General features: G+C 65.9%; 11 protein-coding genes. 7 read left to right on the top strand and 4 right to left on the bottom strand.

Annotated features, from left to right (window positions below; translation table 11 throughout):
• The 7 genes from RMO12_RS05140 to RMO12_RS05110 form a co-directional block, all read left to right on the top strand.
• The coding region (locus RMO12_RS05140; protein ID WP_309638457.1) for a HAMP domain-containing sensor histidine kinase at positions 1-699 on the top strand (699 nt) is incomplete at its 5' end.
• Positions 696-2,201 carry an ATPase domain-containing protein gene (locus RMO12_RS05135; protein WP_309638456.1) on the top strand — a complete coding sequence of 502 codons (1,506 nt, stop codon included), beginning with the start codon at positions 696-698 and terminating at the stop codon, positions 2,199-2,201. The genes RMO12_RS05140 and RMO12_RS05135, both read left to right, overlap by 4 nt.
• Positions 2,202-2,208: 7 nt before the next feature.
• Entirely contained in the window at positions 2,209-2,568 is a 360-nt protein-coding gene (locus RMO12_RS05130) for a response regulator (RefSeq protein WP_309638455.1), read from the top strand.
• A gap of 127 nt (positions 2,569-2,695) precedes the next feature.
• On the top strand, positions 2,696-3,445 hold the full coding sequence (locus tag RMO12_RS05125; RefSeq protein WP_309638454.1) for an electron transfer flavoprotein subunit beta/FixA family protein: 750 nt from the start codon (positions 2,696-2,698) through the stop codon (positions 3,443-3,445).
• Position 3,446: 1 nt separating this feature from the next.
• Complete coding sequence (locus RMO12_RS05120; RefSeq protein ID WP_309638453.1) at positions 3,447-4,388, top strand: electron transfer flavoprotein subunit alpha/FixB family protein; 942 nt, start codon at positions 3,447-3,449, stop codon at positions 4,386-4,388.
• 104 nt (positions 4,389-4,492) lie between these two features.
• Positions 4,493-6,313 carry an acyl-CoA dehydrogenase gene (locus tag RMO12_RS05115; RefSeq protein WP_309638452.1) on the top strand — a complete coding sequence of 607 codons (1,821 nt, stop codon included), beginning with the start codon at positions 4,493-4,495 and terminating at the stop codon, positions 6,311-6,313.
• A gap of 56 nt (positions 6,314-6,369) precedes the next feature.
• Positions 6,370-7,332 (top strand): nitronate monooxygenase family protein, encoded by a 963-nt coding sequence (locus tag RMO12_RS05110; RefSeq protein WP_309626910.1) that lies wholly within the window; start codon positions 6,370-6,372, stop codon positions 7,330-7,332.
• Positions 7,333-7,583: 251 nt separating this feature from the next.
• Here RMO12_RS05110 and RMO12_RS05105 read toward each other — a convergent pair whose 3' ends face one another.
• From RMO12_RS05105 to argA, 4 genes are all read right to left on the bottom strand, one after another.
• On the bottom strand, positions 7,584-7,928 hold the full coding sequence (locus tag RMO12_RS05105; protein ID WP_309638451.1) for an H-NS histone family protein: 345 nt from the start codon (positions 7,926-7,928) through the stop codon (positions 7,584-7,586).
• 100 nt (positions 7,929-8,028) lie between these two features.
• On the bottom strand, positions 8,029-9,075 hold the full coding sequence (locus RMO12_RS05100; protein ID WP_309638450.1) for an extracellular solute-binding protein: 1,047 nt from the start codon (positions 9,073-9,075) through the stop codon (positions 8,029-8,031).
• Between the two features lie 73 nt (positions 9,076-9,148).
• Positions 9,149-9,421 (bottom strand): oxidative damage protection protein, encoded by a 273-nt coding sequence (locus RMO12_RS05095; RefSeq protein WP_309626908.1) that lies wholly within the window; start codon positions 9,419-9,421, stop codon positions 9,149-9,151.
• Positions 9,422-9,435: 14 nt separating this feature from the next.
• Positions 9,436-10,776 (bottom strand): amino-acid N-acetyltransferase, encoded by a 1,341-nt coding sequence (gene argA, locus RMO12_RS05090; protein WP_309638449.1) that lies wholly within the window; start codon positions 10,774-10,776, stop codon positions 9,436-9,438.
• Positions 10,777-10,854: the final 78 nt, after the last annotated feature.

Here is a 10,854-nt window from a genome sequence, read left to right as displayed (position 1 = left end):
CTGGATGAACAGAACGACGTGCTGGCGTTGGTCGAGCACGAGTTGCGCAACCCCCTGCACGCGATGTCGATGCAACTGGCGCTGGCGCAGCGGATTGCAGAAACCCAGGGTCAACCCGAAATCGCGGCGCGCGTGGGCAAGGCGCAGGCCACGCTGGTCGGCTACCTCGAGCGCCTGACCGTCATGCTGCAGCTCGTGCGGCTGCGCAGCGGAGCCTATCCGCTGCGGCTTCAGGCCGTCGATCTGAGCGCTGTGCTGCACGCGGTGCTCGCCTCGCAAACGGCAAACGCCGAGTTTCGCCAGGTGCGGCTCGAGCCCGATCTGCCGGCAAGCTGCATGGTGCATTCCGATCCGCTGGTGATCGAACAACTGGTCGAGAACCTGGTGCTCAACGCCATCAAGCATTCGGGCTGCAGCCGCGTGCGCCTCGCGCTGCGCCGCGCCTCCGACGCGGTGCAGATCGAGGTGCTTGACGACGGCCATGGCATCGCGGCCGAGGACCAGGAGCGCGTGTTCGGTAAGTTCGGCGTCGCGGCGCACACGCCGCGCGGCAGCGGCACCGGTTTGGGCCTGTGGATCGTGCGTAAACTGGCCGCAGCACTCGGCGGCGACATCGCGCTGCAGAGCCGACCAGGCCAGGGCTGCGTGTTCACGGTGAACTTCCCCTTGCCGCACGACGACCGCGAGACCACTCCATGAAACATGACCCAGAGGCGTCGCTGCCGCTCGACCGTCTGTCCAGCGGCATTCCCGGCCTTGATGAGGTGCTCGGCGGCGGATTTTTCCGATCGGGCGTGTACATCGTGCTCGGCATGCCCGGCAGCGGCAAGACCATCTTTGCCAACCAGCTCTGCTACGGGCATGTGAAGGACGGCGGGCGTGCCGTCTATGTGACCTTGCTGGCCGAGTCGCATGCGCGCATGCTGCAGCACATTCGGCCGCTCGCGTTCTTCGACGAGTCGCACATTCCCGAGCGCCTTTCCTACATCAGCGCGTTTCGCGATCTCGAGACCGATGGCCTGAAGGGCCTGATGGACCTGCTGCGCCGCGAGATGCGCGCGCGCCGCGTGAGCGTGCTGGTGCTCGACGGGCTGGTGGCGGCGGCCGAGGCGGCCACCACCGACCGCGAGCTGAAAAAGTTCATCCACGAGATCCAGACCAGCGCTGTATTCCACGGCTGCACCGTGTTTCTGCTCACTAGCGGCAACGGGCAGCGCGTCAGCGCCGAACACACGATGGTCGACGGCCTGATCGAGCTGGACGACCGGCTGTTCGAGGCGCGTGCCGAGCGCTCGTTGCAGCTGCGCAAGTTCCGCGGTTCGGGCTCGCTGCGCGGCAAGCATGCGTTTCGCATCAGCGACGCCGGCATCGAGGTGTTCCCGAGGCTCGAATCGGTGTTCCTGCAACCGCCGACGGCGCAGTCCGAGGGCGTGGCGCTGTCGAGCGGCGTGCCCTCGCTCGACGCGCTGCTGGCGATCGGCGGCTTTCCGGAGGCCAGCGCAAGCGTGGTGATCGGCTCCAGCGGTACCGGCAAGACCTCGCTGGCGCTGCACTTCCTGTCGCGCTCGTCGGCCGCGGAGCGCGGGTTGCTGCTGAGCTTCTTCGAGTCGCCCTCGCGGCTGCTGGCCAAGGCTCGCGGCTTCGGCCTCGGACTCGATGCGCTCGAGTCGGCGGGTGCCCTGCGGCTGATGTGGCGCGCGCAGGGCGAGCATGTGATCGACGAACTCGGCCACCAGTTGCTCACCGAAGTGCGCGAGGGCGGCTACAAGCGGGTGGTGATCGACGGCTTGTCGGGCTTCTTCGAGGCGGCGACCTATCCGGAACGCGTGAACCGCTTCTTCTCGTGTCTCGTCAACGAATTGCGGCGCCTGGGCGCCACGGTGCTCATGACGATCGAGACGCGCGACGCGATCGGGACCTCGGTGGCGCTGTCTTATGGCGTGTCGGGCTTCGTCGACAACCTGCTGTTCCTGCGCTTCGCCGAGGATAACGGCCGCGTGAGGCGCTTGCTCACGGTGACCAAGATGCGCAGTACCGACTACAGCCCGGGCGTGCATGCGCTCGAGATTGGCAGCGCGGGAATGCGGATTGCCGGCCTCTTCTCTTCGGACGGCGATGTGATTCCATCGGCGCATAGAGTGGATCAGGCCGCCGCCCAGGCGCAGCCGTCCACCACGGATGGCCCATCAAAGCAAGAGTGAGTCGCGCGTGAAGACCATCCTCGTCGTCGACGACGAACTCGCCAATGCCGAAGTGCTGGCCCTCATCCTCAAGGACGAGGGCTACCAGGTCTTCTGTGCCGCCAATGGGCGTGACGGCCTGGAGCGGGTTGCCGAGGTCCACCCCGACCTGGTGTTGCTCGATTACATGATGCCGATCATGAACGGCGAGCTGATGGGCAGGGCGCTGCGTGCAGACCTTAAGACGCGCCATATCCGCATCGTGCTCAACAGCGCGCTGGCCGAGTGGGCGGTGCGCGAGCGCTTCGTCGACTACGACGCTTTCCTGCGCAAGCCCTATGACATCGAGAAGGCGCTCGAGCTGTTCGCCAAGCTGCTGCAGGAGTGAGCTTGCGACTCGCAAGCTGGCCGCCCGCTAGGGCAGAGCGATCGTTACGGCAGGCGCACGAGTGAAGTCAGGCCGCGCTTCTTAGAATGCGCGTTCGGTTGTTGACTTCCCATCTGGAGACGCTCGCATGAAGGCACTGGTCGCGGTCAAGCGCGTGGTCGATTACAACGTCAAGGTGCGCGTCAAGAGCGACGGCACGGGCGTGGACATCGCCAACGTCAAGATGAGCATGAATCCGTTCGACGAGATCGCCGTCGAAGAGGCGGTGCGGCTCAAGGAGAAGGGCGTGCTCACGGAGGTGATCGCCGTTTCATGCGGGGTCACGCAATGCCAGGAAACCTTGCGCACGGCCATGGCCATCGGCGCCGACCGCGCCATCCTGGTGGAAACGTCTGAGGAGCTGCAGCCACTGGCGGTGGCCAAGCTGCTCAAGGCGCTGATCGACAAGGAACAGCCGCAGCTCGTGATCCTGGGCAAGCAGGCGATCGACGACGACTGCAACCAGACCGGCCAGATGCTCGCAGCACTGGCCGGCTGGCCGCAGGCCACCTTTGCGAGCAAGGTCGTGGTCGCGGATGGTTTTGCGACCGTGACGCGCGAGGTCGACGGCGGCCTGGAGACGATCAAGATCAAGTTGCCGGCGGTGGTCACGACCGACCTGCGTCTGAACGAGCCGCGCTACGTGACCTTGCCCAACATCATGAAGGCCAAGAAAAAGACGATGGAGGTCATCAAGCCCGTCGACCTGGGCGTGGACGTGGCGCCGCGCATCAAGACGCTCGAGGTGAGCGAGCCGCCCAAGCGCGGCGCCGGCATCAAGGTGCCTGACGTGGCCACCTTGGTCGACAAACTCAAGAACGAAGCGAAGGTGATCTGACATGAGCGTTCTCGTCATTGCCGAACACGAGCACGCCGTGCTCAAGGGCGCCACGCGCAACACCGTGACCGCCGCCGCCGAGATCGCCAGGCTCACCGCAGGCGAGGTGCATGTGCTGGTGGCCGGCCACAACGCCGGCGACGCGGCGCAGCAGGCCGCGCAGATTGCTGGCGTGGCCAAGGTGCTGCATGCCGATGCGCCGCAGCTCGCCGAGCAGCTGGCCGAGAACGTGACGGCGCAGGTGCTGGCGATCGCCGACAACTACAGCCACATCCTGTTTCCCGCCACGGCGCACGGCAAGAACGTCGCGCCGCGCGTGGCCGCCATGCTCGACGTGGGGCAGATCAGCGACATCACCAAGGTCGACAGTGCCGACACCTTCGAGCGCCCGATCTACGCCGGCAACGCCATCGCCATGGTGCAGAGCCGGGACAAGGTGCTGGTCATCACCGTGCGCACCACCGGCTTCGATGCGGCCGGGTCAGGCGGCAGTGCGGTGGTGCAAAGCGTCGCCCCGGTGGCCGACAGTGGCAGCAGCGCCTTCGTCGGCCGCGAGGTCACCAAGAGCGACCGGCCCGAGCTCACGGCGGCCAAGATCATCGTCTCCGGCGGCCGCGCGATGGGCTCGAGCGACAAGTTCAACGAAGTGCTCACGCCGCTGGCCGACAAGCTCGGCGCGGCGCTCGGCGCCAGCCGCGCCGCGGTCGATGCCGGCTATGCGCCCAATGACTGGCAGGTCGGCCAGACCGGCAAGATCGTGGCCCCCAGCCTCTACATCGCCTGCGGCATCTCGGGGGCGATCCAGCACTTGGCCGGCATGAAGGACTCCAAGGTGATCGTCGCGATCAACAAGGACGCCGAGGCGCCGATCTTCAGCGTGGCCGACTACGGCCTGGAGGCGGACCTGTTTGAAGCGGTGCCGGAGCTGGTCCGGCTGCTTTGAGCCTTGACGCAGCGTGTCACCGAGGTGGGCGCAGAAAATGTTCCGTTCGCCCTTCAATACCAAAAGCTCGGCCGGAGCCGATTGTTTCTTGAATAGGAAAAGCGATGAGCTACCAAGCCCCCGTCAAAGACATGCTGTTTTGCATGAAGGAACTCGCCGGTCTCGACGAGGTGGCCCGGCTGCCGGGCTTTGAAGAAGCCGGCCTCGACACCGCGCAGGCGGTGCTCGAGGAATGCGCCAAGCTCGCCGAGGGCGTGATGGCGCCGCTCAACTGGGAAGGCGACAAGAACCCCAGCGTGTTCAAGGACGGCAAGGTCACCACCACGCCGGGCTTCAAGGATGCTTTCCGGCAGTTTGTCGACGGTGGCTGGCAGGGTCTGCAGCATCCTGTCGACCACGGGGGTCAGGGTTTGCCCAAGACCATCGGCGCGGCCTGCATCGAGATGATCAACAGCGCCAACCTGAGCTTCGCGCTTTGCCCCCTGCTGACCGATGGCGCCATCGAGGCGCTGCTCACCGCCGGCACCCCGGAGCAGCAGCACACCTACTTGCCCAGGATGATTTCGGGTGAATGGACCGGCACCATGAACCTGACCGAGTCGCAGGCCGGCAGCGACCTCGCGATGGTGCGCACGCGCGCCGAACCCCAGGCAGATGGCAGCTACAAGCTGTTCGGCACCAAGATCTTCATCACCTACGGCGAGCACGACCTGGCCGAGAACATCGTCCACCTGGTGCTCGGCCGCGTGGTGGGTGCGCCCGAGGGCGTGAAGGGCATCTCGCTCTTCATCGTGCCCAAGTTCCTGATCAATGCCGACGGCTCGCTCGGCGAGCGCAACGATGTGCAGTGCGTGAGCATCGAACACAAGCTGGGCATCAAGGCCAGCCCGACCGCGGTGCTGCAATACGGTGACGGCACGGCGTCGAAGAACGTAAACGGCACCGGACCCGGTGCGGTGGGCTGGGTGATCGGCCACGAGAACCGGGGCCTCGAGTACATGTTCATCATGATGAACGCGGCCCGCTACGCAGTCGGCGTGCAGGGCATCGCCATTGCCGAGCGCGCCTACCAGAAGGCGGTCGCGTATGCGAAGGACCGCGTGCAGAGCCGCCCGGTCGATGGGTCGGTGGCCGGCAGCGCGGCCATCATCCACCACCCCGACGTGAAGCGCATGCTCATGACCATGCGTGCGCTCACCGAAGGCTGCCGTGCCATGGCGATCACCGCGGCGTCGGCCTACGACGCCGCACATGCCCACCCCGACGCCGCGGTGCGCAAGCAGAACCAGGCCTTCTACGAATTCATGGTGCCGCTGATCAAGGGCTACAGCACAGAAATGAGCCTGGAAGTCACCTCGCTGGGCGTGCAGGTGCATGGCGGCATGGGCTTCATCGAGGAAACCGGCGCGGCGCAGTACTACCGCGACGCCCGCATCCTGACCATCTACGAAGGCACGACCGCCATCCAGGCCAATGATCTGGTCGGCCGCAAGACCACGCGTGACGGTGGCACCACGGCCAAGGCAATCGCACGGCAGGTCGCCGCGACCGAGGCGCAGTTGTCCGACCGATCCAGCGTTGCGGCACGCGCCATGCACAAGCGGCTGAAGGCGGCGCGCGAAGCTTTCGAGCGGGTGGTGGACTTCGTTGCGGGGCAAACCAAAGCCAGCCCCAATGCGGTGTTCGCCGGCTCGGTGCCCTACCTCATGCTGGCCGGCAACCTGATGGCCGGCTGGCAACTGGCGCGTGCGCTGATGGTGGCTGAAGACCGGCTCGCGGCCGGCGAGGACGCCGCCTTCATGGCGGCCAAGGTGGCGACGGCGCGGTTCTACGCCGAGCACATCCTCAGCCGCGTGCCGGGCCTGTGCGACAGCATCGTCGAAGGCGGTGAGTCGGTCAACGCGCTCGCGATCGAAGCTTTTTGAATTGGCTTTCTCCCTCGCCCCGTCTGCGGGGAGAGGGAGCATTACAAGAATTTTCCATGAGCTTGCCCGTCGTCTTGCAGAACCTGTCGCTGCCCATCATCGGTGCGCCCCTCTTCATCATCAGCAACCCCAAGCTCGTGATCGAGCAGTGCAAGGCTGGCGTGATCGGCGCCATGCCCTCGCTCAATGCCAGGCCGGCGGCGCAGCTCGACGAATGGCTGGCCGAGATCACCGAGGCGTTGGCCGCGCATGACCGCGCGCACCCCGAAGCGAAGGCAGCGCCGTTCGCCATCAACCAGATCGTGCACAAGAGCAATGACCGGCTCGAGCACGACATGCAGGTGTGCGCCAAGTACAAGGTGCCCATCGTCATCACCTCGCTGGGTGCGCGCACCGACGTGAACGACGCGGCGCATGCCTGGGGCGGTGTGGTGCTGCACGACGTGATCAACGACAAATTTGCCAGGAAGGCGATCGAGAAGGGCGCAGACGGGCTGATCGCCGTCGCCGCCGGAGCCGGTGGCCATGCGGGCGTGAAAAGCCCGTTTGCGCTGGTGCAGGAGATTCGCCAGTGGTTCGATGGCCCGGTGGCGCTGAGCGGCGCCATCGCGCACGGCGGGGCGGTGCTGGCGGCGCGGGCGATGGGCGCCGATTTTGCCTACATCGGCTCGGCCTTCATCGCCACCGTGGAAGCGCGTGCGATCGAGGGCTACAAGCAGGCGATCGTCGCCGGCAGCTCGGACGACATCGTCTACAGCAACCTGTTCACGGGCGTACATGGCAATTACCTCAAGGGCTCGATCCGCGATGCCGGGCTCGACCCCGATGCGCTGCCGCACAGTGACCCGACCCAGATGAACTTTGGCGGTGATAGCGCGAAGGCCTGGAAAGATATCTGGGGCTGCGGGCAGGGGATTGCCGCAATCAAAGAGGTCGTGCCGGCGCGCGTGTTGATCGGGCGGCTGCGCCAGGAATACCTCGCGGCGCAGCGGCGCCTGGCGTCCACCGCACCGCGCTAGGTGCTAGCGGCCAGAGAATTCAACGCAAACGCGCAGTGCGCAGCGCGGCAAGGGCTTGCGGTACCGCGACGCTTTCCCGGCTTTTCTTCCGGGGATTTTGTGGTCTACAGGCGGTGCCCGGTGACCGTCCTCGGCGGGGCGGTGCAGGGCAATGCGCTCACGATTGATCGTGAGCGCGAGGCATATTCGCCGGCTGGGTACACCGCGGCGCCGCCGATATAGCGGCGCCGGGTGCGACGACTCGGGCCTGCTCAGACCGCGAAGTCTTGGAGTTGGCGCCCGGTCTGGAGTGCAGCCTTGAGCCAGTTGGGTTGTAGACCGCGGCCGCTCCAAGTGTTGCCAGTTGCGCCATCGCGGAATTTTGCGGCCACCTTGCGACCCGTGGGCGATGATTTCGCAGCGCGCGCACCGCGGCCGGCCTTGTTGTTGCCGCTTAATTCGGCCAGCGACACACCATGTTCGGTCATGAGTGCTTTGATCTGGTTGAGCACCGCGGCGCGCTCGCTGCGGCGGGCATTCTCGATCTGCTCGGCCAGCGCGGACGCCTGCTTTGCGAGGGCGGCTTGCTGAGCTAGCAGTTCCTGAATCGTGACCATGGCGACGTTTACTCCTGAAGCGACATTGGAGCGACGAGTATATAAGCCGCTTTCAAAGAGCCCAAGCATGATCGAGATTTATCGTGCTCGGCGTGACGCGTCACTTGTAGCCAACGCGGTCGAGAATCTGCTGCACCCGCACCGAACCGAGACCAACGCTGGCCATCGGAATCAGATCGGCCTTGAACGATCCCAACGCGTCTAGCGCCGGGTTGGCCAGTTTGATGCCGGCCACGACCGGATACTCGTTATTGCCGTTGGCAAAATAGGCTTGAGCAGCGTCGCTGGCAAGGTACTCCAGGAACTGGACCGCAGCGCCGCTGTTGCTGGCGTGGCGGGCCACCGCACCACCCGCGATATTGACGTGCGTACCCCAGCTCTGCTGGTTGGGGAAGATCATGCCGATCTTCTCGACCACCGAGCGGTCCTCCGGTTTCTCGGAGCGCATCAGGCGCGCCAAATAATAGGTATTGGTGAGGGCTATACCGCATTCGCCGCTGGCGACCGCCTTGATCTGGTCGGTGTCGCCACCCTTGGGTTCGCGCGCCATGTTGGCCACCACGCCTTTGAGCCAGGTTTCGGTCTGCGCCGGACCCCGATGCTCGAGCATGGAACCGAACAGCGACAGGTTGTAGGGGTGCGAGCCCGAGCGCGTGCAGACCTTGCCCTTGTTCCTGGGGTCGGCGAGTTTCTCGTAGGTGTCGGCGTCCTCGCGCTTGACGGTCTGCTGGTTGTAGACCACGACGCGGGCGCGCGTCGAGAAGCCGAACCACTGCGAGCCGCCACCGTCGTCGCGGCCACGCAATTGCGCAGGAATGCGCGACGCAAGGGTGGCCGACTTGACCGGCTGGAACAGGCCATCGGCCTCGGCGCGCAGCAGTCGGGCGGCGTCGACCAGCAGGATCACGTCGGCCGGGCTCGACGCGCCTTCGCTGCGCAGCCGCGCCAAGAGGCCGGCATCGTCGGCGTCGACACGTTTGATCCTGATGCCGCTGGCCTTCGTGAAGTCGGCGTACAGCGCCTCGTCGGTCTGGTAGTGGCGGGCGGAGTACAGGTTGAGGACCTGTTCCTGCGCCGACGCGGCAAGGCTGGTGGCAAGCACCGCGGCCGCCAAGGCGACGCGACGCAAAAATACGGGGGCGGGCATTGAGGCTCCTGGTGTTGACAGGCAGCCAGTATGCCGCAAACGAGAATTATTCTCGTTTGTAGTTCCGCGCACTTTAGGGGGCGGGCGGTACGTAGCCGGCCGGCTGGTCGGCGCCAGCGCCGAAGAAGTAGTTTTCCATCTGCCGCGCCAAGTATTGGCGCGCGCGGGCGTCGGCCAGGTTGAGGCGGTTCTCGTTGACCAGCATGGTCTGGTGTTTAAGCCACTTGGCCCAGGCCTCCTTGCTGACGTTGTCGTAGATGCGCTTGCCCAGGTCGCCGGGGTAGGGCAGGAAGTCGAGGCCGGGCGCCTCGGTCTTCAGCAGAACGCAATTCACGGTGCGGGACATGCTCGTTGCTCCAATCACTTCAGATGCTTGACCAGCACGTGCGAGCGCCGGTCCCAGTTGTACTTGCGCTTGCGCGCCTCGGGCAGCCAGTCGGCATCGGCGACGACGAAGCCGCGCTTGATGAACCAGTGCATGGTGCGCGTGGTGAGCACGAAGATGCTCGCCAGGCCGCTCGTGCGAGCGCGCTGTTCGATGCGTTTAAGGATGCGCTCGCCGTCCCCCTGGCCTTGCACGTTGTGGCTGACCGTCAGCGCTGCCATCTCGCCGGTCTGCGCCTCGGGGTAGGGGTAGAGCGCGGCGCAGCCGAAGATCACGCCATCGTGCTCGATCACGGTGTAGTGGCCGATGTCGCGCTCGATCTCGGTGCGGTCGCGCTTGACGAGCGTGCCATCGCGCTCGAAGGGCTCGATGAGTTGCAGGATGCCGCCGATGTCGTCGGCGCCCGCCTCGCGCAGGCTTTCGAGTTTTTCATCGACCACCATGGTGCCGATGCCGTCGTGCGTGTAGACCTCGGTGAGCAACGCGCCGTCGACCGCGAAGGACAGGATGTGCGAGCGCTCCACACCGCCTTCGCAGGCCCTGACGCAGTGCTGCAGGTAGAAGGCGGTGTCGCGCGGGCGCGTCGGGCTGGGCAGCGCAGCAAGCATGCGCTTGGCGTCGGCGAGCGCCAGCTCGGTGTCGATGGCGCTTTCGGGGTCGCCCTGCACCTCGTGGATGCCGGGCACCTCGGTGAGGAACAGCAGCTTGTCGGCCTGAAGCGCGATCGCGGTGCAGGTCGCCACGTCTTCCATCGTCAGGTTGAAGGCCTCGCCCGTGGGCGAGAAGCCGAACGGCGAAAGCAGCACGACCGCGCCGATGTCGATGGCCTTGCGGATGGCCGCGGCGTCGACCTTGCGGACCCGGCCGCTTTGCTGGAAGTCCACGCCGTCGACGATGCCCACCGGCCGCGCGGTCAGGAAGTTGCCCGACACCACGCGCACGGTGGCATTGGCCATCGGCGTGTTGGGCAGGCCCTGCGAGAACGCCGCCTCGATCTCGAAGCGCAACTGGCCGGCGGCCTCTTGCGCGCTGTCGAGCGCGGCCGCGTCGGTGATGCGCATGCCGTGGCTGAAGCGCTCGGGGTGGCCCTTGGCGCGCAGTTGCTCGGACACCTGCGGCCGAAAGCCATGCACCAGCACCAGCTTGATGCCCATGGCGTGCAGGATCGAGAGGTCCTGCACGAAGGCGTTGAGCTTGCCCGCCGCGATGCCTTCGCCGGCCATCGCCACCACGAAGGTCTTGCCGCGGTAGGCGTGGATGTAGGGCGCCACCGAGCGAAACCACGGAACGAAGGTGTGCGGGAAGACGAGGTCCATGGTGCGGTGGTTCAAGGCGCTTCGTGAAGCGCCGAGATTGTGCCGCATGGCTTGTCGCGCACCGCGCGCGTTGACGCA

The sequence above is a fragment of the Methylibium sp. genome (assembly GCF_031393925.1).
Taxonomy (GTDB): Bacteria; Pseudomonadota; Gammaproteobacteria; order Burkholderiales; family Burkholderiaceae_C; genus Methylibium.
Note: the sequence above shows the minus strand (reverse complement) of the source record. Positions and strands in the feature narration are given on the sequence as shown.

Coding starts and splice junctions, on each gene's coding strand:
- RMO12_RS05115 (WP_309638452.1), top strand. CDS start 4,493: ATGAGCTACCAAGCCCCCGTCAAAGACATGCTGTTTTGCATGAAGGAA.
- RMO12_RS05100 (WP_309638450.1), bottom strand. CDS start 9,075: ATGCCCGCCCCCGTATTTTTGCGTCGCGTCGCCTTGGCGGCCGCGGTG.
- RMO12_RS05120 (WP_309638453.1), top strand. CDS start 3,447: ATGAGCGTTCTCGTCATTGCCGAACACGAGCACGCCGTGCTCAAGGGC.
- argA (WP_309638449.1), bottom strand. CDS start 10,776: ATGGACCTCGTCTTCCCGCACACCTTCGTTCCGTGGTTTCGCTCGGTG.
- RMO12_RS05125 (WP_309638454.1), top strand. CDS start 2,696: ATGAAGGCACTGGTCGCGGTCAAGCGCGTGGTCGATTACAACGTCAAG.
- RMO12_RS05110 (WP_309626910.1), top strand. CDS start 6,370: ATGAGCTTGCCCGTCGTCTTGCAGAACCTGTCGCTGCCCATCATCGGT.
- RMO12_RS05135 (WP_309638456.1), top strand. CDS start 696: ATGAAACATGACCCAGAGGCGTCGCTGCCGCTCGACCGTCTGTCCAGC.
- RMO12_RS05105 (WP_309638451.1), bottom strand. CDS start 7,928: ATGGTCACGATTCAGGAACTGCTAGCTCAGCAAGCCGCCCTCGCAAAG.
- RMO12_RS05095 (WP_309626908.1), bottom strand. CDS start 9,421: ATGTCCCGCACCGTGAATTGCGTTCTGCTGAAGACCGAGGCGCCCGGC.